At 42.5% G+C, this 21,578-nt stretch carries 29 protein-coding genes and 1 pseudogene; 7 read left to right on the top strand and 23 right to left on the bottom strand.

Annotation, left to right across the window (positions count from 1 at the left end):
- Positions 1–28: 28 nt before the first annotated feature.
- Together ptsG and glcT are read right to left on the bottom strand one after the other, a co-directional pair.
- Positions 29–2,040, bottom strand: a pseudogene (ptsG, locus tag ACYQY7_RS07985) (glucose-specific PTS transporter subunit IIBC).
- 242 nt (positions 2,041–2,282) lie between these two features.
- Positions 2,283–3,128, bottom strand: coding sequence for a glucose PTS transporter transcription antiterminator GlcT (gene glcT, locus ACYQY7_RS07980; protein WP_461201534.1), 846 nt, complete (start codon positions 3,126–3,128; stop codon positions 2,283–2,285).
- 195 nt (positions 3,129–3,323) lie between these two features.
- On the opposite strand from glcT, the gene ACYQY7_RS07975 reads away from it, so the two are divergent.
- Positions 3,324–4,127, top strand: a complete 804-nt coding sequence (locus ACYQY7_RS07975; protein WP_461201533.1) for an HAD family hydrolase — start codon at positions 3,324–3,326, stop codon at positions 4,125–4,127.
- Positions 4,128–4,139: 12 nt separating this feature from the next.
- Here the strand turns inward: ACYQY7_RS07975 and ACYQY7_RS07970 are convergent, their stop codons facing one another.
- Positions 4,140–5,201: a C40 family peptidase gene (locus ACYQY7_RS07970; protein WP_461201532.1), complete on the bottom strand. Its 1,062-nt coding sequence runs from the start codon at positions 5,199–5,201 to the stop codon at positions 4,140–4,142.
- A 173-nt stretch (positions 5,202–5,374) separates the two neighbouring features.
- Between ACYQY7_RS07970 and ACYQY7_RS07965 the strand changes: the two genes are divergently transcribed.
- Entirely contained in the window at positions 5,375–6,136 is a 762-nt protein-coding gene (locus ACYQY7_RS07965; RefSeq protein ID WP_461201531.1) for an alpha/beta fold hydrolase, read from the top strand.
- A 13-nt stretch (positions 6,137–6,149) separates the two neighbouring features.
- Here the strand turns inward: ACYQY7_RS07965 and mnhG are convergent, their stop codons facing one another.
- The 7 genes from mnhG to ACYQY7_RS07930 are packed head-to-tail and all read right to left on the bottom strand — an operon-like array spanning position 6,150 to position 11,835.
- Positions 6,150–6,497 carry a monovalent cation/H(+) antiporter subunit G gene (gene mnhG / locus ACYQY7_RS07960; protein WP_461201530.1) on the bottom strand — a complete coding sequence of 116 codons (348 nt, stop codon included), beginning with the start codon at positions 6,495–6,497 and terminating at the stop codon, positions 6,150–6,152.
- Positions 6,481–6,756 (bottom strand): Na(+)/H(+) antiporter subunit F1, encoded by a 276-nt coding sequence (locus tag ACYQY7_RS07955; RefSeq protein WP_461201529.1) that lies wholly within the window; start codon positions 6,754–6,756, stop codon positions 6,481–6,483. The genes mnhG and ACYQY7_RS07955 overlap by 17 nt, the downstream gene beginning before the upstream one ends.
- Positions 6,753–7,229, bottom strand: a complete 477-nt coding sequence (locus ACYQY7_RS07950) for a Na+/H+ antiporter subunit E (protein ID WP_461201528.1) — start codon at positions 7,227–7,229, stop codon at positions 6,753–6,755. Before ACYQY7_RS07950 ends, ACYQY7_RS07955 begins: the two co-directional genes overlap by 4 nt.
- 5 nt (positions 7,230–7,234) lie before the next feature.
- Positions 7,235–8,707, bottom strand: a complete 1,473-nt coding sequence (locus tag ACYQY7_RS07945) for a Na+/H+ antiporter subunit D (RefSeq protein WP_461201527.1) — start codon at positions 8,705–8,707, stop codon at positions 7,235–7,237.
- Positions 8,700–9,032 carry a Na(+)/H(+) antiporter subunit C gene (locus tag ACYQY7_RS07940; RefSeq protein WP_461201526.1) on the bottom strand — a complete coding sequence of 111 codons (333 nt, stop codon included), beginning with the start codon at positions 9,030–9,032 and terminating at the stop codon, positions 8,700–8,702. The genes ACYQY7_RS07945 and ACYQY7_RS07940 overlap by 8 nt, the downstream gene beginning before the upstream one ends.
- Positions 9,032–9,454, bottom strand: a complete 423-nt coding sequence (locus ACYQY7_RS07935; RefSeq protein ID WP_461201525.1) for a Na(+)/H(+) antiporter subunit B — start codon at positions 9,452–9,454, stop codon at positions 9,032–9,034. The genes ACYQY7_RS07940 and ACYQY7_RS07935 overlap by 1 nt, the downstream gene beginning before the upstream one ends.
- Positions 9,451–11,835: a Na+/H+ antiporter subunit A gene (locus tag ACYQY7_RS07930; protein ID WP_461201524.1), complete on the bottom strand. Its 2,385-nt coding sequence runs from the start codon at positions 11,833–11,835 to the stop codon at positions 9,451–9,453. The genes ACYQY7_RS07935 and ACYQY7_RS07930 overlap by 4 nt, the downstream gene beginning before the upstream one ends.
- 113 nt (positions 11,836–11,948) lie before the next feature.
- Between ACYQY7_RS07930 and ACYQY7_RS07925 the strand changes: the two genes are divergently transcribed.
- Positions 11,949–12,113 carry a hypothetical protein gene (locus ACYQY7_RS07925; RefSeq protein ID WP_461201523.1) on the top strand — a complete coding sequence of 55 codons (165 nt, stop codon included), beginning with the start codon at positions 11,949–11,951 and terminating at the stop codon, positions 12,111–12,113.
- Position 12,114: 1 nt separating this feature from the next.
- Here the strand turns inward: ACYQY7_RS07925 and ACYQY7_RS07920 are convergent, their stop codons facing one another.
- From ACYQY7_RS07920 to ACYQY7_RS07900, 5 genes are all read right to left on the bottom strand, one after another.
- Complete coding sequence (locus ACYQY7_RS07920) at positions 12,115–13,407, bottom strand: protoglobin domain-containing protein (protein ID WP_461201522.1); 1,293 nt, start codon at positions 13,405–13,407, stop codon at positions 12,115–12,117.
- An 81-nt stretch (positions 13,408–13,488) separates the two neighbouring features.
- Entirely contained in the window at positions 13,489–13,632 is a 144-nt protein-coding gene (locus tag ACYQY7_RS07915) for a YvrJ family protein (protein ID WP_461201521.1), read from the bottom strand.
- Positions 13,633–13,701: 69 nt separating this feature from the next.
- Entirely contained in the window at positions 13,702–13,917 is a 216-nt protein-coding gene (locus ACYQY7_RS07910; RefSeq protein ID WP_461201520.1) for a DUF2922 domain-containing protein, read from the bottom strand.
- 13 nt (positions 13,918–13,930) lie between these two features.
- Positions 13,931–14,134, bottom strand: a complete 204-nt coding sequence (locus tag ACYQY7_RS07905; protein WP_461201519.1) for a DUF1659 domain-containing protein — start codon at positions 14,132–14,134, stop codon at positions 13,931–13,933.
- A gap of 57 nt (positions 14,135–14,191) precedes the next feature.
- On the bottom strand, positions 14,192–14,500 hold the full coding sequence (locus ACYQY7_RS07900; RefSeq protein WP_461201518.1) for a winged helix-turn-helix transcriptional regulator: 309 nt from the start codon (positions 14,498–14,500) through the stop codon (positions 14,192–14,194).
- Positions 14,501–14,616: 116 nt separating this feature from the next.
- On the opposite strand from ACYQY7_RS07900, the gene ACYQY7_RS07895 reads away from it, so the two are divergent.
- Positions 14,617–15,219: a nitroreductase family protein gene (locus ACYQY7_RS07895; RefSeq protein WP_461201517.1), complete on the top strand. Its 603-nt coding sequence runs from the start codon at positions 14,617–14,619 to the stop codon at positions 15,217–15,219.
- Positions 15,220–15,233: 14 nt separating this feature from the next.
- On the opposite strand, the gene ACYQY7_RS07890 is transcribed toward ACYQY7_RS07895, so the two are convergent.
- On the bottom strand, positions 15,234–16,490 hold the full coding sequence (locus tag ACYQY7_RS07890) for an ATP-binding protein (protein WP_461201555.1): 1,257 nt from the start codon (positions 16,488–16,490) through the stop codon (positions 15,234–15,236).
- A gap of 23 nt (positions 16,491–16,513) precedes the next feature.
- Positions 16,514–16,765, bottom strand: a complete 252-nt coding sequence (locus ACYQY7_RS07885; protein ID WP_461201516.1) for a YueH family protein — start codon at positions 16,763–16,765, stop codon at positions 16,514–16,516.
- A 246-nt stretch (positions 16,766–17,011) separates the two neighbouring features.
- Here ACYQY7_RS07885 and ACYQY7_RS07880 point away from each other — a divergent pair, with 246 nt between their 5' ends.
- Positions 17,012–17,497 carry a sigma-70 family RNA polymerase sigma factor gene (locus tag ACYQY7_RS07880; RefSeq protein ID WP_461201515.1) on the top strand — a complete coding sequence of 162 codons (486 nt, stop codon included), beginning with the start codon at positions 17,012–17,014 and terminating at the stop codon, positions 17,495–17,497.
- On the opposite strand, the gene ACYQY7_RS07875 is transcribed toward ACYQY7_RS07880, so the two are convergent.
- Complete coding sequence (locus ACYQY7_RS07875) at positions 17,463–17,657, bottom strand: hypothetical protein (protein WP_032100610.1); 195 nt, start codon at positions 17,655–17,657, stop codon at positions 17,463–17,465. The genes ACYQY7_RS07880 and ACYQY7_RS07875 overlap by 35 nt on opposite strands.
- A 147-nt stretch (positions 17,658–17,804) precedes the next feature.
- Here ACYQY7_RS07875 and ACYQY7_RS07870 point away from each other — a divergent pair, with 147 nt between their 5' ends.
- Together ACYQY7_RS07870 and ACYQY7_RS07865 are read left to right on the top strand one after the other, a co-directional pair.
- Positions 17,805–18,098 carry a hypothetical protein gene (locus tag ACYQY7_RS07870; protein ID WP_461201514.1) on the top strand — a complete coding sequence of 98 codons (294 nt, stop codon included), beginning with the start codon at positions 17,805–17,807 and terminating at the stop codon, positions 18,096–18,098.
- 88 nt (positions 18,099–18,186) lie between these two features.
- Positions 18,187–18,363, top strand: coding sequence for a YkvS family protein (locus ACYQY7_RS07865; RefSeq protein WP_003396733.1), 177 nt, complete (start codon positions 18,187–18,189; stop codon positions 18,361–18,363).
- A gap of 15 nt (positions 18,364–18,378) precedes the next feature.
- Here the strand turns inward: ACYQY7_RS07865 and ACYQY7_RS07860 are convergent, their stop codons facing one another.
- The 5 genes from ACYQY7_RS07860 to queC form a co-directional block, all read right to left on the bottom strand.
- The gene (locus ACYQY7_RS07860; RefSeq protein ID WP_461201513.1) at positions 18,379–19,068 is read right to left on the bottom strand and encodes an oxidoreductase; all 690 of its coding nucleotides are present in this window, start codon (positions 19,066–19,068) and stop codon (positions 18,379–18,381) included.
- Between the two features lie 117 nt (positions 19,069–19,185).
- Positions 19,186–19,677 (bottom strand): preQ(1) synthase, encoded by a 492-nt coding sequence (gene queF, locus ACYQY7_RS07855; RefSeq protein ID WP_004891427.1) that lies wholly within the window; start codon positions 19,675–19,677, stop codon positions 19,186–19,188.
- A 23-nt stretch (positions 19,678–19,700) separates the two neighbouring features.
- Positions 19,701–20,423: a 7-carboxy-7-deazaguanine synthase QueE gene (gene queE / locus ACYQY7_RS07850; RefSeq protein WP_461201512.1), complete on the bottom strand. Its 723-nt coding sequence runs from the start codon at positions 20,421–20,423 to the stop codon at positions 19,701–19,703.
- Positions 20,423–20,860 (bottom strand): 6-carboxytetrahydropterin synthase QueD, encoded by a 438-nt coding sequence (gene queD / locus ACYQY7_RS07845; protein ID WP_461201511.1) that lies wholly within the window; start codon positions 20,858–20,860, stop codon positions 20,423–20,425. The genes queE and queD overlap by 1 nt, the downstream gene beginning before the upstream one ends.
- On the bottom strand, positions 20,857–21,516 hold the full coding sequence (gene queC / locus ACYQY7_RS07840; RefSeq protein WP_461201510.1) for a 7-cyano-7-deazaguanine synthase QueC: 660 nt from the start codon (positions 21,514–21,516) through the stop codon (positions 20,857–20,859). The genes queD and queC overlap by 4 nt, the downstream gene beginning before the upstream one ends.
- Positions 21,517–21,578 lie beyond the last annotated feature (62 nt).

Here is a 21,578-nt window from a genome sequence, read left to right as displayed (position 1 = left end):
CCGAAAAATGACGCGTTTTGCAAGTAAATTATTTTTGAACGACGACAACGTCTTCGCCTTTTGTTACTGTTCCTTGTTTCGTGATATTTACTGTTTCTCCTGCTTGTAAGTTTGTAAAAATAATTGGTGTGACAACAGAAGGCGCATGTTGTTTTACATATGCAAGATCGACTTTTAAAATCGGTTGTCCTTTTTTCACTTCTGTTCCTTCCGATACGAGCGCTTCAAATCCTTGACCGTTTAATTTTACTGTATCAATGCCGAAATGAATAAGCACTTCACGACCTGTTTTTGATTGAATGCCGATCGCATGTTTTGTTGGGAAGACGTTAACGATCGTGCCGTCTACTGGTGATACGACTGTGCCGTCTGTTGGCTCAACTGCAAAACCGTCACCCATCATTTTTGTTGAAAATACTTGATCTGGCACGTCAGAAAGTGGAACAACTTTTCCTGTTAACGGTGATGCAACTTGTTCTTTTTCGCCTGTCGCTTGTACAGTTGTTTTTGCTTTTTCTACTGCTTTTGTCGGTACGCGACCTTCCATAATGTCTTTGATTTGTGTTTTCAATATGTCTGATTTTGGCCCGAAAATCGCTTGAATGTTGTTGCCAACTTCTAATACGCCTGCTGCGCCGAGCGCTTTTAAACGATCTTTATCGACATGTTGAATGTCGTTGACAGATACACGCAAGCGCGTAATGCATGCATCTAAATGGGCGATATTTTCTTTTCCACCAAGTGCCGCTAAAATTTCGTGCGGAAGTTCACCTGCATCCGCTGTACTTGTTGTTTCAACTGTTTCTTTTTCACGTCCTGGTGTGGCTAAGTCCCATTTACGAATCGCAAAACGGAATCCGAAGTAGTAAATGACCGCAAATACAAGACCGACCGGGATGACGAGCCACCAAGCGGTACGGCCTGGCAAACACCGAATAGTAAGTAGTCGATGACACCGCCAGAGAACGTCATACCGATTTTGACGTTTAAGATGTGCATAAGCATAAACGATAATCCAGCGAAAATCGTATGAATCGCAAACAATGCTGGTGCAACGAACAAGAATGAAAACTCAATTGGTTCTGTAATTCCTGTTAAAAACGATGTTAACGCGGCAGATGCCATAATACCGGCAACAACTTTTTTGTTTTCTGGGCGCGCTTCATGATAAATGGCAAGCGCTGCTGCTGGTAACCCGAACATCATGAACGGGAATTTACCTGTCATAAACGTACCTGCTGTTAATTCAGCACCGTCTTTAATTTGTTCAAAGAAAATACGTTGGTCACCGCGTACAAGTTCACCTGCTTTGTTCACGTATTGACCGAACTCAAACCAGAACGGTGAGTAGAAAATGTGGTGTAAGCCGAACGGAATTAACGCACGTTCGATGACACCGAAAATGAATGCTGCTAACGTACGGTTGGCATCAATCATGTTGTGCGAAAATGCGTTTAAGCCATGTTGAACAGGTGGCCATAACCATGTCATCGCAATACCGAGAATTAATGCCGATGCCGCTGTCACAATCGGAACGAAACGTTTTCCCGCAAAGAAACCTAAGTAAGATGGCAATTCAATGTTAAAGTATTTGTTGTACATATACGCTGCTAAAATACCGACGATAATCCCGCCGAATACCCCTGTTTGCAACGTCGGAATACCTAATACGTTCGCAAACGATGGGTCTGTCCCGATTTGGTCTGCTGTGACACCTAAAATGACGCTCATCGTTACGTTCATGACTAAGTAACCGATGATCGCTGCTAAACCAGCAACCCCTTCGCCGCCAGCTAATCCGACGGCAACCCCTACCGCGAATAAAAGCGGTAAGTTCGCAAATACAATCCCGCCCGATTGCTCCATCACTTTTGCAACCATTTCGACCCAGCCTGTTTCTAACGCCGGAATTTTTTCAATTAGTGCTGGGTTTTGCAATGCGTTACCGAACGCAAGCAAAATACCTGCTGCCGGCAAAATCGCAACCGGAAGCATAAGCGCTTTACCGACTTTTTGTAGCGTACCAAACGCTTTTTTCATATAAAACCCTCCTTCATCATGTTAACGTTTGCAACAAACGTCATTTTCATGTATAAAAAGTAGATGAAGCGAAACGTTAGACGTCCAACGAATGTAAGCATTTGCAAATAAAAGAAAACAAAAAGCATGAGCAAAGAATGACAAAAAAAGGGTATCATGTAACGAATATTTCGTTACACCACTTTTTTGCCTTCTTTACTCATGCCTGATCGAATCAGTAACACGTAAAGATAAGTGCACATTTATTCACTTTTTCCAGTTAGCCGCTGCAAATGCAACGTTAAATATACGGCTTCAGCTTCATCTACCGGAAGCTGCAACGTTTGCTGCATAATTTTTATGAGCTTCCACGACAAATTATAACATAGTGGATACGTCTCTTTCAATATGTTCGACAATTTTTTTGGTTCTTCAATTTTCTCCCCTTTTTTCACGCGCTCGATCGCATAGCGCAGATGGCGGATAAACCGTAAATAATGAATGCTTTCGCGGTCAATACGAATGTCGAGTTGTTCTTCGACGACGGAAACTAAGCGAGAAATGAGTTGCGAATGTTGATTTACTTCCGATAATTGATGATTCGTTAGCGCACTGTGAATGTGTAAAGCGATAAAGCCAATTTCACCTTCAGGAAGCTGAATGTGCAGCCGTTCATTTAACATGTTTACGACTTCGGTAGCGACGTCATATTCAAGCGGATATAAACTTTTTGTCTCGACTAAAAACGGATTTTTAATGTCCATCCCTTGTTCTAGCCGTTTGATTGCAAACAAAATATGATCCGTTAACGCAACGTGAATATGTTCATTCAACGAGCTGTTCGTTCTTTTCCGAATGTGGTGAATGATGTCGTTCATTAAGCCGATAAATTCTTCATCGACATGTGGCAACAATTTTTTATATTGTTCTTGTTCCCGTTCATTTTTTAAAATAAACCATTTTTCGACATCTTTTTGTGCAATGATGTCCCCTTTCTTTTTGCCAAAGCCAATGCCTTTGCCGATCAACACAACTTCATCGTACGTTGGATGTGAGGCAATGAGCACGTTGTTGTTTAATACTTTTTCAATGCGAAACGATTGTTCCACGTCTAGTTCGCTCCTTTAAAAACGTTTACATTACTTTCAATGTTACGAAACGAAGAAAGCGACGTCAATGGAAATGCGTTGTATTTTGTCAAGACAGCTGTGAATGTTTTTTGTCAAAAAAAACGTTTCAGTTGCACAAATGCATTTGTTCGATTAAACTTTTGTTCAGTATAAAAATGGAAGGAGCTTACTACTATGATTCAACTCATTGTTACTGATTTAGACGGAACGTTGCTCGGCTATGACCGACGCGTAAAAAAAGAAGATCGCGAGGCGGTCATTCGCGCCATAACAAGTGGCGTCGATTTTGCCGTTGCTTCGGGACGCATGGATAATGAAATTTTAGAAGTGTTAAAAGAAATCGGTCATGATGCACATCGCATTAGCCAAAATGGTGCATTTGTGTACACAAAAAATCATCGTCTTCTTCATCATAGCTCGTTTCATCCAGACATTGCCCGCTCCATTTATAAGCAAGCACGTACATTAGAAGCTATTGTGCTCGTATGCAACGAACAAACGAGCTTTGTCGAAACGAAAACGGAACAAATCGAACAAATGAGAGCGCGTCTATTTTTCGATATTGTTGAAAAGCGAGATATACTCGAAGCGATTGGTCGCGACATATTTCCATCAAAAATTACTGTTATTGGAAAAGAACACGTCGTTCTGCACTTTGAGCGATTCGTTCGTGAAACGTGGGCACAACATGTCGATACGTTTATTTCTGAACCGGGTTGTTTAGATATTATGCCAAAGCAAATTAGCAAAGGCGAAGCGCTGCGATTGTTAATAAATCATTTACAACTGAAAGCAGAAGAAGTGGCTTGCTTCGGCGATTCGTTTAACGACATTCCAATGTTTCGCCTCACTCCGCATAGTTTTGTCATGTCGCATGCGCCCGAACAAGTAAAAAAAGAAGCGCGCTACGTCGTTTCTTCCGTTCATGAAGCGATTGAAACGGTACTTTCCATAAATGAAAAGATGCCTCAAACGTAAGAGGCATCTTTACTAGAATAAGCGGACGGCTTTCACTGCACGCGGTGCCCAATATGGTTTCATGTTTGCAAACGCGACTCCTGTACTCGTTGCGGCATGCAACAATGTGTTTTCATCAACAACAATCGATACGTGGTTAATGACACCATCTCCTGTCGTATCAAAAAAGATTAAATCGCCTTTTCTTACGCTCGCAAGTGGCACTTCAATACCGACCATCGCTTGTTCCCGCGATGTGCGCGGCAATGTGATCCCGTTTTCGCTATATACGCGATACGTAAACGATGAGCAGTCAAATACATCTGTGCGCGTCGTTGGTGCCCCAAACAAGTATTTCGCTCCCATGTATTTTTTCCCTGTTTCAATGATCGCATTTGCGCGTTCTTCCCATGAAAGCGGCACATTGATCGTTTGCCCAGCGCGAATAAAATTCACATTTGTCACGCTTGGGTTTAGTGCGAGTAAATCGTTTACCGTCACGTTAAATGTTCTCGCAATCGTTGATAACGTGTCCCCAGGTTGGACAATATACGATTTACTTGCGCTAGTTGTCGACGTTGGCACCGATGTTTGTGTCGTTGTTGGCGTTGGCACCGATGTTTGTGTCGTTGTTGGCGTTGGCGTCGGTGACGTCAATTGATTCGTCATTGTATTTATTGTGCTTATTGTCGGCACTTTGATCACTTGTCCGACATAAATCCGATTCACATCTGTAATCGTTAGGTTCAATTCAAGGAGACGCGTTACTGTCGTATTCCATCTTCTTGCAATCGTTGATAACGTATCGCCACTTTGAATCGTATATGTTGCTGTCGTCGGTGCTACCGTTTGTGTTGTCGGCGCTAGCGTTTGTACAGTGGTCGGGGCATCTGGCACTTGTAATACTTGTCCAATAAAAATCGTATCTGACGTTAACTGATTTAACGTTTTTAATTCATTGACGGATGTACGGAACGTTTGGGCAATTTTCCATAATGAATCCCCTGATTTGACCGTATATTGCGCGGCGTCTACTGCTTTTTCACCTAAAAATAACGTCGATAATACCGCTCCAGCTACAATCGTTTTTTTCATCGTCCCAAACTCCTTTTCTTTTTTTAAAGCGCTTCCTCGCTCATATCATAACATGAAACTACGAATCTATTAACCGTATACTTTTATACTATTCTTCCATTAAATTGAAATAAGCATAAATGATCGGTCTTTTTTCGCATACTATTCGTATGAAAACGAAAGGAAGATGCGATATGCCTTATACATTTGTCGAACATTCCGTTCCTTTGTACTATGAAACGGTAGGAAGTGGGACACCGATTGTATTCATTCATCCCCCCGGCATGGGAAGCGTGACATTTCATCGCCAGCGTGGGCTTTCTTCTTCATTTCAAATCATAACATATGATTTAAGAGGAAATGGAAAAAGCGGAAAAGGAAATAAACCGATAACGATGGACGTATTAGCGAGCGATTTGCATGAGCTGCTTAACCACTTACAAATAAAAGAAGCGATCGTTTGTGGCTATTCAAACGGTGGCTCGATCGCCCAACATTTTGCGTTGCAATATCCGCATCAAGTGAAAGCGCTTGTATTAATTGGAGGATTTTCTGAAGTATGTACGCCGCTATTGTACGGAGAATTTTTAATAGGGATTTATGCGGTAAAATGGCATGGCATTCCTATTCTCGCCAACGTGCTCGGCAACTCGCATGGCATAACGAAAGAAGAACAACAAATGATTGCCGATTACGTACGATTATGCGATCGTCAGCGACTGTATGAAATGTATGTGACAGGGCTTCATTATCGGTCGACCGATCGCCTACATGAACTCCGTTGCCCGATTTTACTTATATACGGAGCGCACGATTATTACGTCCATGCATATGGCCTTATATTTCAACAACATGCCCGCGACGTTCGCATCGTATATGTGGACGGAGCAAGACATCAAATTCCGACGAAACATGGTCAAGAGCTTAACCTGATCATTCGCTCATATTTTTCATAAGGAAAGCTGACGGTTATTTTCCGCCAGCTTTTTGTTTTAAATCGTCGCGAACCGTCCCTTCCCAACGATCGACGTTTGTATAATACGCTGCTCGGCTAATGAAATGAGCCGCTACAGGAGATGTCATGAAAATAAAAACGATGCCAAGCAATAGGCGTGAGTTGAAATGGTTATTTTCAATAAAAAAATACAAAAATGCCCCAAGTAAAATGCACATAATGCCAAGCGTCGTACTTTTGCTGATGGCGTGGCTACGCGTATATACATCCGGCAATCGAATCGCACCGATAGCAGATAAAAGTGTAAGCACCGCACCGAGCAAAATGAGTACAGCAACAAGCACGTTAGCGATCGTTACCACGTTCGATAACAACCCCTTTCTCTAAAAACTTCGCAAATGCGACCGTTCCGACAAACGCTAAAATGCCGATGAGCAAAATGACATCTAAAAACGCGCTCGTGTTTAATAGCATGGAAACGATCGCGACCATTCCAGCAAGGGTAATACCCATCGCATCAAGCGCAATAATGCGATCGGCGACGCTTGGACCTTTGACGACGCGATATAAAAAACCGATCATCGCTAATGACAAAATGATGAGGGCGATGTTTAAAATCATTTACTCACCTCCATAATCGTTTTTTCAAACGATTGTTTAATGCTTTCAATCGCTTCATGCACATCTGGGCTGTTTAACGCGTGAATATATAACGTGCTTCCATCATCCGATACGTCCAAAACGAGCGTGCCGGGCGTCAATGTAATGAGCATGGCTAACATCGTTATTTCCCACTCTTTTTTTAACTCCGTCGGCAATGCAAAAATAGCAGGCTGAATCGTTAACGGACGTTTCATAACGACTTTTGCCACTGCGATGTTCGATAAAATGAGCTCTTTCAAAAAGATGAACAGCAATTTCATCATGACGAATACCGGAACGAGATAAAAGCGCGAATGGAAAAAACGGCGCAACATAAAAATAATAAACAACCCGATCATATAGCCGACGATAAATGATGCCCCGTTAAACGAAACGGTTAAAAACATCCATACGAACGCTAAACAGACATTTAATAAAATTTGAAATGCCATCTTCTCTACTCCTTTAACATCGCTTGAATGTACATACTCGGATCGACTAATACACTTACCGCATCGGCAACAAACGGACGGACAAATTCGATACCAACTCCGTATGCAACAGATAAAACAAGCAAAAACAACACCGGAACGAATCGTCCATCAAGCTTCTTTTGTTCAAATCCTTTTTTCTCACCCCAAAAGCCGTTCATAAATATTTTCATTATCGAATATAACACAAGCAAACTCGACAATAAAATGACGACTGCTTCAAAGATGAGCTGTTGATCGAAACTTGCTTTCACAATTAACAGCTTGCCGATAAATCCACTAAATGGTGGAATGCCTGCGAGCGATAGTGCGGCAATGAAAAACGCCCAACCGAGAAACGGATACGATGTCATCAATCCAGAAAATGAACGAATATCGTTTGAACGAGTAATCGAAAAGACGATACCGACGAATAAAAAGAGCATCGCTTTCATGACCATATCTTGCAGCAAATAAAAAATCGTTCCTTCTAAACTGTCTGGCGTCATGATGGAAATACCGAAAATCATCACGCCGACTGCTGCAATAATGTTATAAATGACGATATAGCGCATATCGTTGTAGGCAACCGCTCCAATGACGCCAATGACGATCGTCCCAATGGCTAGCCAAGCGAGCAACGTATGCGTGTAGGCAGCATCATGCGTAAATAAAAGCGTAAACGTACGTAAAATGGAATATACCCCTACTTTCGTCAACAATCCACCAAACAACGCTAACACCGGTGTTGGCGGCGCATAATACGCACCCGGAAGCCAAAAGTATAACGGGAAAATCGCCCCTTTTAATCCAAATACGATCATAAACAACACCGCAATAACCGTTAAAATCGGCGATGGGCCGAGTTCATGAATACGCTCAGCTAAATGAGCCATATTTAACGTCCCTGTCACCGCATATAAATAAGCGACCGCCACAACGAATAGCGCGGACGAAATGACGTTGACAAGCGTATATTTAATCGTTTCACGCAATTGAATTTTCGTGCCTCCAAGTACAAGCAACACGTAAGAAGACATGAGCATCACTTCAAAAAAGACGAACAAGTTAAACAAATCGCCTGTCGTAAATGCCCCGTTGACGCCAACGAGCAAAAATTGAAAAAACGAGTAGTAATAAAACGTTTCCCGTTTGTGCCCGATCGCATAAAACGAATAAATTAAACAAGCAAGTGCAATGATGCTCGTCGTCAACACAAGCAAAGCAGATAGCGAATCCGATACGAGCGTAATACCAAATGGGGCTGGCCAATTTCCGACGTTTAACGTCTGAATGCCGTTCGTATATACGCGATGAAGCAAGACGCTGCTTGCGACGATTAAGCTCGTCGTTGCAAGCGTCGAAACAGCGCGCTGCCAAAAGACGTGCTTCGGAAAGAAAATAAGAATAATGGCCGTCACAAGCGGAATGAGAATTGGCCAAAGCAGAAGGTTACTCATCTCCCTTCATCCCTTCCATATGATCTGTTCCAATTTCTTGATAAGAACGATACGCTAACACTAAGAAAAATGCCGTTACTCCAAAACTAATGACGATCGCTGTTAAAATGAGCGCTTGGGGAAGCGGATCAACGTATCGCGCTGCTTTTTCTCCTAAAAGCGGTGGGGCACCTACTTTTAGCCCGCCCATCGTCAACAGCAACAAATGAGCGCCATGGCTAAGCAACCCTGTGCCGATAATCATGCGAAGTAAACTTTTGCTGAGCAACAAATATGTCGCAGCGGTAAATAAGCAACCGATGACGACGATCATAAGCAGTTCCATTAGTCGCTCTCTCCTATCGTTTCAATAATAATCATCGTCACACCAACGACGACAAAATAAACACCTAAGTCAAACAACACAGCAGTATGAAGCGACGTATAGTCAAGCAATGGCAAATGGACGTATTCATACGCATGCGTTAAAAACGGGCGGTCGAGAAACATGCTGCTTATCCCCGTTCCGACCGCAAACAACAGTCCGATCGCAACAAGCCATTTGTAATTAATAGGAACCATTTTCCGAACGGTTTCAATGTCAAACGCTAAAAGCAACAAAACGATCGCTCCAGCCGTCATTAACCCCCCAATAAACCCGCCGCCGGGATAATAGTGACCCGCAAAAAACAACTGAACGGAAAATAACACGATGATCGGCGTGACAATCGCTGTTGTCGTTCGTAAAATGACATCGTTTCGTCTCATCGCTCTTCCTCCTTCGCGAGCCGCAATTTTACCATCGCATAAATGCCTAAGGCGGCAATCGCTAATACGCATATTTCAAACAACGTATCAAAGCCGCGGAAATCGACTAAAATGACATTGACCATATTTTTTCCAGCTGCCTTTTCATACGTATTGTCCACGTAATATTGCGAAATAGCATCGAAATATTTTCCAGCATACGCTAAAAAGGCAATGACGCTCATCGTCACCCCAACTGCAATCGAAATAACAGCGTTTCCTAAATTAAAACCGACGCTTTCTTGCTTTTGGCTAAACTTCGGCAAATGATAAAAGCAAAGCAAAAAGAGCGCGACGGAAATCGTTTCAATAACAAGTTGAGTCAAAGCTAAATCAGGGGCACGAAATAAAACGAAAAATAACGCGACCGCATAGCCAACTGCCCCTAATGAAACGATTGCTGTTAAACGTGATTTCGCGATAACCGTTGTGATCGTCGCTGCCACAATCGCTATCGCTAAAACGACTTCATACACGCGAACGTTCGCTAAACGGCTTAAATTGATGTTCCATTGCTCGCTTAAACCGATCGTAAACAAAAGCAAGACAACGAGCGATGTAAAAATATAGATTAAATACGTGCGCATCGAGCCTGTCATGATGCGCGATGTAAACGAACGGGCGCCTCTTTCCATCCAGACAAACGATTGGTCGTACAAAAAGTTCAGCGACATCCGCTCAGAAAAACGATAATATATTTTTTTCCATTTCGGAAACGTACGATATAACAGCAAACCAAACAATAATACGCCGATCGTCATAAACAATTCTGGTGTAAAGCCGTGCCAATGGGAAATATACACATCAAGCGCTTCATTTGGCGTAAACAATCCGTATAGCACCGCATATACGGCTGGGGCTAATACAGAGTCGGACAATACATTCGGCACAAATCCGATGAAAATAACGAGCAACGCTAACACGATTGGCGCGATAAGCATGCCAATTGGTGCTTCATGCGCTTCTTTTTTCAATAAATGCGGCTTATATTTCCCGAAAAACGTTCGACTAACTAAAAGCATGCTGTATAAAAACGTAAATATGCTTGCCACCCATGCGACAACAGGCAACACAACCGCCCAGCTAGCAACATCTTTCACCCGCAACATCGCAGTAAAAAACATTTCTTTACTTAAAAAGCCGTTAAACGGTGGCAAACCCGCCATCGACAGCGAACCAATTAGCGCGATCGTAAACGTTATCGGCATGATCGTCATTAAACCACCAAGGCGGCGAATGTCGCGCGTTCCTGTTTCATGATCGACAATCCCAACGACCATAAACAAACTTCCTTTAAACGTCGCATGATTAAATAAATGGAAAATAGCAGCTAACACCGCGACCATAAATACATTTTCGTCCATCCAATCATAATGAAACGATAGCCCTCCGATCCCTAACAACGACGTAATTAAACCGAGTTGGCTAACCGTTGAGTACGCTAAAATCGCTTTTAAATCTGTTTGTTTTGAGGCTAAAAACGAAGCCCAACATAGCGTCACAAGACCGACGAGCGCAATCGTCCAAACCCAAACAGATGAAACGGCGAAAATCGGCGTCAAACGAGCAATTAAATAAATACCTGCTTTCACCATCGTAGCAGAATGTAAATATGCGCTGACGGGCGTTGGCGCTTCCATCGCATCAGGCAACCAAATGTAAAACGGAAATTGCGCTGATTTCGTAAAAGCACCAAACAAAATAAGGAAAAGTGCGGGGATAAAAAGCGGATGTTCCGTTAATGGTGTATGCATAAGCTCACGAATGTTATACGTTCCACCTGCGATCGCAAGCGCCACAAATCCCCCGAGCATCAGCAGTCCACCAAACATCGTAATAAGCATTGATTTTTGTGCGCCATAGCGCGATCGATCGCGTGTATACCAATAGGCGATCAATAAAAACGATGAAATGGACGTCAACTCCCAAAATACATATAGCGCAATTAAGTGGTCGGAAAGCACAACGCCAAGCATCGCTCCCATAAATAAAAGCAAATAGACGTAAAAGTTTCCGAGTTGCTCTTTTCCTTTTTGTAAATAATAAATCGAATAAAGGACAACAAGCGAGCCGATACCTGTAATAAGTAGCGCAAATAATAAGCTTAATCCGTCAACGTATACGTCAAATGAAATGTCAAGCGACGGAATCCAATGCAATGTGGCGCTCACTGCTTCGTATTGACGCACGTTCTCCATATAAGATAGAAAGTAGACAAATAGCGCAATCGGCAACGGCAAAACAAACCATCCGACATGAAGCGAACGAATCAATTTGTACAAAAACGGAACGAGCAGCGCCAACAAAAATGGCGCAAACATCGCGATATGTAATGTCGGCATAACAATCAACCCCCTTCTGACATAGCCATCCTCTTTTTTATACGTGCTATATGTATAAAAAGTTTCACTTTTTTTCAAAATACATAGTAAAAATGAAGAAAGGAAGACACGTGATGGTTCTTTTTTTTATCATTGCCATGATGGTCGATCACTATGAAACAACAGTCAAAAAAATAGAGCCTTCCGTTTATGCCACCGTAAACGAAAAGCTCGATCAGCCGTTTCAACCGAGGCAATATATTCGGAAAATCGAAAAAGAGAAGGAGCAAACGAACTAACTTACAGTTCGCTCGCAAGTCCTTCTAATTCATCCGCCGATGCCGATACGTGTGTCATCGCTTCGTGAATTTCACTAACCGCTTGTACACATGCTTTCATTTCATCATCAATGCGCACGTTATATTGGCAAATTCGTTCAAGCGCTGACGCAAATTCATCAAAAAACGTATACACCGTTTCGATTCCGTTTGTACTTTCGGTCACTGAAAGCGACGCTTGTTCAAGCGATTGCGACATCGCTAAAATATGATGATGAATGTCACTTAACACGCGCGCAACATCTGCAACGGACTGTTTCGTTTGGGTGGCAAGCTTACGCACTTCATTGGCAACGACCGCAAACCCTTTGCCATGTTCTCCTGCTCGCGCCGCTTCAATGGATGCATTCAATGAAAGCATATTTGTTTGATCGGCAATCGATGTGACAAGGGACGCGATATGTTCAATTTCTTTCATCGCTTGTTGAAGCTTGTCCATATTCGTCTCAATTTGTTTCATTTTTTCGTTCATTTGTAACATGTTTTCGACTTGCATTTGCAACTGCTGCTTTCCTTGCGTCGATTTTTCTGCGCTCGCTATCGCTACCGTAGACGCTTCTTTTGCCGCTTGCGAAATACTTGTTGCTTGTTCGTTTAATGACGAAACGGAAGCGCTTACTTCATCAGACGCGTGACTTAACTGTTGCAACGATAATTTTACTTGTTCTTTCATTTGTTGTTTTAACGTCTCCATTTGTAGACGAAGCAATTCGTTTTCCCGTTCATATTGTTCAAGAACGAGTTGTTGTTCAACGTTTAACATTTTCGAAACCGTTTTCATTACTGCAATAACATGCGATTGTTGAGGCAATTGCTCTAGCATCACCGCTAAAATTTCCTCAAGTAAATGTTGAAACGAAGCGATATACCATTTCGGCTCTAAGCCGATGCGCACGTGCGCTTGGGCAACGCGACGTCTTTTTTCAATAAACGCTTCATCGATGTTGCCGCTAAACATTTCTTTCACGTGGATCGTTAACGTTTGTTTTAGCCGCTCAATCGTGCTATGTTGTTGAATGATGGAAAGCAGATGGCGTTCTTTTTGAAGCGCACCATAAAAGGCGTCAACGATGCGTGCAATGTTTGTTTCAATATATGGCTGAACATATCGTAAAATGGCGACATCTTTCGTCGTCATCCCGATGAGCGCAAGTTGCCGTTCAACTGTTCCTTCATGGAGGCGAATCGGCTCTTCTTTCATTTGTAAAATCGCTTCAAGCTGTAAATCGCGCTCCTCTTGTTTTCGTTTAAACAAAATAAACCCCCCTTTAACTCACATAACCAACTTGCTTACATGTTTATGTTAACAAAAGGAATGAAAAAAGAAAACACCCATTTAGTTGGGTGCTTTCCATTGTTCGCCTAACATGTGAATCGAGTCGATGACCGCATCTAGTTTGCCTTCGATCCGATGCAGTAAATAAAACGTCACCGCAATCGGAAAGCCGACATCGGAAAGAAGCGACAAATAGGCTTCCATCTTGCTCATTCCTTTCTTTTTTCAGTTGATATAAACAAGGTGCCCCGAAACATAGGGCACCCGAACATTTTACATAAACGTCCATTCTGTCACCGTTGTGTCAATGAGGCGCGCGCCTTTTTTCGTTATTAGATCGCCTCCACTCGATGGAAAGACGTTTGCCGCAATGATGACATCCATCACATTGGCAACTTGCGTTTGTGTAACATCGTCACGCGGTTCATCCACACTAAAACGAACAATCTTTCCTTGTTCATTGACAAACTGCAATTCAAGCGTTTTCATTCGTTATCCCTCCTTATTCACCTAATACATGCACATCGTTGCGATATACGTGAACGAGCGGGGCGCTTTGCAACGATGCAAGCGCTTGAGCGACAGAGACGAGCGAGCTTTCCGTTGCATTCGGTTTGACCGTATATGTCTTATTTTTATATAGCGGTTTGCCCGCTTCTGTTACGCCCACTTCAAACGTTAAGCGAAGTTGTGAACGTTGAAGCATATTTCTCCCCTCCTTTCACTTATAACTATCGCAACGATGACGGCGAAAGGTTAGGGACTACACCCATTTTTCTGCCCATTTTTGCACAGCTTCCATCACAATATGCAAATCCTTTCCTTTTTCCGTTAATTCATATTCAATGCGCACAGGCTTTTCAGGATATACGTGACGGACAACAATTTGTTCTTCTTCTAACTCCTTTAATCGTTCCGTTAACATTTTTTGACTAATTTCCGGAATGCTTTCTGCTAAATCTTTAAACCGAAGCGGTCCGCGAAATAACACGTGAATAATAAGTCCATTCCATCGCTTTCCAAGCAGTTGAAACGCCGCTTCAATTTTCGGACAGACGTGTGAATGTTCCATCTCTCATCACCCTATGCATGAAATTTGACAAACTTATTGTAACTAAATTAGTATATTTATTGTAACTAACAAAAAGTAAGTAATTTTGTTTTTGTACATTTAAGGAGGAAATATATATGATTTCAATCATTGAACAACGACAATCGGTTCGAAAATACGATCCGACTGCTTCGATTTCGAAAGAGCAATTAACAAAACTGTTGCAGTTAGCAGGGAAAGCGCCTTCCGCTTGGAATTTGCAACATTGGCATTTCGTCGTCATCTCTGGAAAAGAAGCGCAACGAAAACTGCTTCCGATTGCCTACAATCAACAACAAATCGTGGATGCATCTGCCGTTGTTGCGGTGCTTGGCGACTTAGAAGCGAATAAAAAAATAGATGCCGTATATGATCTGCTTGTCACACAAGGAAAAATGACAAAAGAAGTGAAAGAAACGCTCGCAAAACAAATTGAAGGAGCATATACAAACGCACAATATGCGCGCGATGCGGCATTCACAAATGCATCGTTAGCTGCGATGCAATTTATGCTTGCGGCAAAAGCGGAAGGGTTTGATACGTGCGCGATCGGCGGCTTTGATTCACAGGCATTCATAGACACTTTCAACATTCCAAGCCGATACGTCCCTGTCATGCTTATTACAATCGGTAAAGCGAGCGCTCCTGCTCACCCATCGTCTCGTTTACCAATTGACGAAATAACGACGTGGGTAGATTGATAAAACGACCCGTTTTAAGACGGGTCGTTTTTATAAAGTGGCAACGTGATATGCACCCGCGTTCCTTTGCCGACTTCGCTTTCAATTTGCATCGTGCCTTTATGTTCATGAACGATTTTCATGCTTGTCGTTAAGCCAAGTCCCATACCTTTTTCTTTTAATGTATAAAACGGTTCGCCAATACGTTTTAGCCGCTCTTGTTCAATGCCTTTTCCTGTATCTTTGATCGCGACATGAACAAAGTCATCTTCTTCCGTTGTTGAAATCGTAAGTCTTCCCCCTCTTCGCATCGCTTCTAATGCGTTTTTCACGACGTTGACAAACACTTGAATGAGCTCGTTTTTATCTCCATATACGACGGCAGATGTGCGCGACTCATATTTTAGTTGTACGTTTTGTAAAATCGCTTCGTACGTAAATAGCCCGATGACGTAGTCAAGTACGTCGTGTAAGGCAATCGGTTTATACGCTTTCATTTGCGGTTTCGCAAGCACGAGCAGCTGGCTGACGATTTGGTTGACGCGTTCAATTTCGTCTAACATAATTCGAACAAATCGTTCATCTACTTCTTTCGTTTCTTTCATCATTTGTAAAAATCCTTTAATCGACGTTAACGGATTGCGAATTTCGTGGGCAATACCTGCCGCTAATTCCCCGATCACCGATAGCTTTTCTTTTTTCAACAACAGCTGCTCGGCAATTTTTTGTTGTGTAATGTCGCGACCGATGACGACAAGCCCTTTTCGCTTTCCGTTTTCGTAAAATAGTGGCACTTTAATGACGTCAAACGTTTTCATTTCACCGTTTGGCATCGCAAACGATTCTTCTGCGCGCGTCACGGTTTTCGCTTGCCACGCCTCTTCATCGGAATCGATGCAATATAACAACGCTTCGCGAAAATGAGGGGTATATTCCGCCAGTTCGGCATCTGTTTTCCCTTTATAATCGACATGCTCAAGCCCGTATAGCTTTAAGCCAAATTCGTTTACTTTCAACCAGCGGCCTTGTCCATCTTTAAACGATACGAAATCAGGCATCGCATGAATGAGCGTCAACAGCTCTTGTTCGCTTTCTGCCATTTGTTTTAACTGGCGATGTTTCCTTAAAGCGATATACATAAATACGGCAGATAAAATGACAAAAAGCGAGCCTTTGAGCGTCTGAACGTACGGGGCGATATGCGGCGGAATAGGCAACTTTTCTACATATAAATCGGTTAATATAATCCAAACGATACTTACAATAACATAAGCAAAAACGGCGTATTTCATCTGACAACGGAACCTTTCTTCATTTACATTTCTCTCATCCATTGGGCCAGCTTCATCGCAAGTGGCCGCACATATTGTTCGTCTAATACGTTCGCAAGCGATCGTTGTAGACGCGATTCGATATGAGCAAAATCGTCATAAGTGGCATGCATCGACCACTCTAAATAAGGAATGGCGACAACGATATATTGTTCTTTTTTATTTTCATAAATGTATACGTTTTGTTGAGTAGAATCTTGTTGAATGGATGTTTTTCTTATTTTCATCTTGCTCATGCCTTTCCATTTTTTATTATCATAACACAAAAAATTCCCATTGTTCAAAGCATTTTTTTTCGCAAATACGCTATTTCCTGCCCTTTTTTCGCCTCATTTTCTGCATTTCCTTAAGGGAAATGGTATATATGCGAGACGTAAATGGGCGATTTTTCTCCGTTTTGTCTTTCGCATCATACAAGCGTTTTTGTTAGGCTAAATGTACCGCGGAATTATCGAAGGCGCGCCTTCGGGAAAGGGATATATATGTCTTTTGAAAAAATTGTTGACGAATATCGCCCGCTCATTTTTTATATGATTCGCAAGTTGCATATTCGCCGCCATGTCGATGAGTATGTGCAAATCGGTTTGATCGCGCTTTGGGAAGCGTACGAACGATATGATGAAGCAAAGGGCTCGTTTTATTCGTTCGCTTTTAAAATGATTCGTTGGCGCATCGTATCACAGCTTCGGAAAGAGACGAAAAACATATATGTTCCGTTGCCAGATGAATATGTGTTAAAAGAAGATGTCGATTTTTTTGCCGACATCGTATGGAAAGATGTACTGCAATGTTTAACACCACGCGAGCAAATATGGTTCATTCGTCATGTGATGGAAGGAAAAACGTTCAAACAAATTGCCGCTGAAGAAGGCGTCACCGTCAATGCCGTCAAACAATGGCGCATGTCGGCGGTAAAAAAATTAAAACGATACGTTAACTGCGCGGTCGATCCATGTAGTAATACATGACGTCTCCACCGCGCTGGGCAACGCCGCGAAAATGTTTAAAATCTTCCTGTTGGACGAGCACATGACGAAACGTTAAAAAATGTTCTTTTTTCACAAGCACATGCGGAATGTCTTTTGCACGCAATTGTTGTAAAAGTTGCTTTGCTTCTTGTTCAGTCATCGTCATCCCTCCCTCTTTGTTTTAACGCGCTTACAGATACATGTCAATACGATGTGCAAATGCCTAATTTTGTTATATCGACACACGTCTATAAAAAATGAACATACAATGTTGGTGGATTCTAAATGAAAGAAAGGAAGATGAACGATGAATGATTGGAATATGTATGAAGATTTTCGAATGGATCAACAAATGATGCCACAACAAACGCAACCAATGCCACAGATGATGCCGATGCCACAAATGATGCCGATGCCACAAATGATGCCGGGCGATTGCGGCTGTGGCATGCCGATAGGACCGATGTGGCCGATGGGACAAATAATGCCACAACAAATGTCGTTCCCACAAATGCCACAACAAATGCCGCAGATGATGCCGGGCGGTTGCGGGGCGCCGATGTGGCCGGGAATGCCAATGCCGTATTGGCCACAGCGCTAAAAATAGTTGAAAATGCCCTTTACGAACGAGGAAAAATCATGCAAAATAAAAAAAAGGTTTAAAAATTCAAAAGTAAAGGGGATTTTCAATGAAAAAAGCGCAAATTGGCGACGTCATTGAATTTAAAAATGGGCTGCGGGGAATTGTTGAAAAAGTAAATGAAAATTCCGTTATTGTCGATTTAACGTACATGGAAAACTACAAAGAACTCGACTTGCAAGAACGGACGGTTGTTAACCATAAAAACTATAAAATTGTTGAATAACGAAAAGAGGGCTGCTTATTGTTGATGAGACAGCCCTCTTTGTTGTTTACATTCCCCTTTCATTTCGTTGCATTCGTAAACGTATACGCCTTGCTTTTCTGACAGTGCTGCGCGATACATCGCTTCTGCCACTTGTTTTGCCGCAATCGGTTTATATTTTTCCCATTTGCCAACGAACGCAAATGAAATACCGTGACAAAGCCATTCTGCTGTTTTTTCACCGAGTCGAAACTCTTGTCGCTCCCCTGTTAATAAAGACGGACGGAAAATGTGGAGCGAACGAATCGTAAGCCGCTGCAACGCCTCCTCCGTTTCTCCTTTCACGCGATTGTAAAAAAACATCGAGTGCGGATGAGCGCCAATGGCAGAAACGAATAAGAACGTTTTAACATGGCATTTTTCCGCTAATTTCGCAGCACGCAACGTATATTCATAATCGACTTTAATAAATTGTTGTTTTGTTTTTGCTTTTTTCATCGTCGTCCCTAGACAGCTAAATACATCGTCGACATGGAAATATTGTTCATATTGTTCGATGTGGTCAAAATCGACGACGACTTGTTGTAATTTTGCATGATTGCACGCTATTGGCTTTCGAACAAATATAGTAACCCGTTCATAATGCTCTGAACGAAGCAACCGCTGGAGAAGCTCGCCTCCGACTAATCCGCTTGCTCCGATCACAAGAGCAGTTCTCTGTCTCAAATGAAGACCCCCCAGACAAAAAAAGGTTCGTAACAATTTGTCATTATATACCCGTTTACAAAAAAAAACTAGGTGTGTTTTGTGAATTTTTTAAGGCTGGCTTATAAGCCAGCCTTACTACCGATTATCCACTTTTTCTGGATATAAGTCGTGGTTTAATAAGCGATATTCCGCCATTTGTTCATATTTCGTTCCTGGTCGTCCCCAGTTACAATACGGGTCGATCGAAATGCCGCCGCGCGGTGTAAATTTGCCCCATACTTCAATGTAACGTGGCTCCATGACGCGAATTAAATCGTTCATAATAATATTGACGCAATCTTCATGGAAATCACCATGATTGCGGAAGCTAAATAAATATAATTTCAACGACTTGCTTTCAACACATTTTTTATCAGGAATGTAACTAATGTAAATTGTGGCAAAATCTGGTTGGTTTGTTTTAGGGCATAGGCTCGTGAACTCCGGACAGTTAAATTTGACGAAATAGTCGCGATCTGGATGTTTGTTGTCAAACACTTCAAGAATGTCTGGGCTGTATTCGAATACATATTTCGTTCCTTGGTTGCCAAGGAGCGTCACTCCTTGTAGTTCCTCATCTTTTCTCATGATGATATTTCCCTCCTTTATACTTATACGCCGCGGCGATTGCCCCATAATAATGTGTGCAGTTGCGGCAATACGCGGACGTCGTTCATTTCTTTAGACTGTACTACTTTGTCGACGAGCCACTCAAGCTTTTGCAATAGTTTGAGTCGAAGCGCAACGTCATCCGTCTCATGTATGTCATCGTTCCCAACTTGCACGTAAAATGGAACGGTCGGATAGCGTTGATGTACATGTTTGGCATAAGCAAAATCAGCATCGTCAAACACAACAACTTTTAAGCTTACATGTCCGCGATGCGCCGCTAATCGATTCATGATCATATCAAGCGTCGCAAAGTTTGTTTCCATGTTTGAGCTTGGCGGCTTTGGTGAAACCGTTAAATCGTCGATGTCATAAAACCAATCTTGCCATACGCTCCCTTGCGTTTCTAAACCGATGCGTATGTGATGTCCTTTTAATAATGAAATAAGTGCACGAAGTCCTTTGAGTAACGCAGGGTTGCCCCCGGAAATGGTCACATGATTGAAACGGTCGCCGCCGAGCTGTTTCATCTGTTGCCAAATGGCTGCAGCGGTCATTTGTTTGATTTCATGTTTAGCTGAGCCGTCCCACGTAAACGATGAGTCGCACCAACGACAACGATAGTCGCATCCTGCTGTGCGCACAAACATCGTTTTTTGCCCGATAACCATTCCTTCTCCTTGAATCGTCGGGCCAAAAATTTCAATAACCGGAATGCACTCCATTATTGTTTCCCTGCTTTCGGACGATATACGACGTAGCTCGTCGGGGACTCTCGTACAAACACTTGGACGCACGTTGGTTTGTTTGGTAACGTATTTAAATGTTCTTGCACGATCTCAGCAATTTTTCGCGCTACTACTTCTGTCGTCGGAAAATGTTCTGCCTCTATATCGCTAAATACATCTTTATGATCGTTCATAACTGTATGATCAAAACGGTTGTGCACAAGTTTTTTCAACTGTTGAAAGTTAATTAAAAAACCGGAATCATCCAGTTCATCACCCGCAACCGTAATGTTTATAAAATACGTATGTCCGTGCATGTTCGCACATTGCCCTGCGGCTTCGTGCGGAATAAAGTGCGCCGCCGCAATTTGCATATCTTTATTTAACTCATAGCGAAACGGGTGAATGACTTGCGGATAAATTTGTTGGATCATTGCACATCTGCTCCTTTCTTTTCATTCATATATTGGTCGAGACCGCGTTTGCGTAACACACATGCCGGGCATTCACCGCAACCGTCTGCGATGATACCGTTGTAGCACGTGAGCGTCTTGTGGCGCACAAACTCTAGCGCACCCAACTCATCCGCAAGCTTCCACGTTTCTGCTTTATTTAACCACATAAGCGGCGTATGAATGACGAATTCGTAATCCATCGCTAAGTTCAGCGTCACGTTTAACGATTTTATAAATACGTCGCGACAGTCTGGATAGCCGCTAAAGTCCGTTTCGCACACCCCTGTCACAAGATGGCGTGCCCCTTTTTGTTTCGCCAACACCGCCGCAAACGATAAAAACAATAAATTGCGTCCATCGACAAACGTGGATGGCAATTGTCCTTCTTTTTGTTCAATGACCATGTTGCTTCTTGTGAGCGCATTTGGCGCGAGCTGGTTTAGTAGCGACATATCAAGCACCGTATGCGGTACGTCAAGCTCTTTAGCGATCGATGCGGCGACGTCAATTTCAAGCCGATGGCGTTGGTTGTAATCGAACGTCACTGCTTCGACTTCATGAAAATGTTTTTTCGCCCAAAATAAACACGTTGTACTATCTTGTCCGCCGCTAAAAACAACAACTGCTTTTTTCATCTTTCGCTCTCCTCGTATAGTATGTTTAGAAAGATTTTTAAATCGAATTTCCAGTTGGATAT

The sequence above is a fragment of the Anoxybacillus sp. TBDG-1 genome, from assembly GCF_054815885.1.
This window is presented reverse-complemented; position numbering and strand designations above follow the sequence as displayed.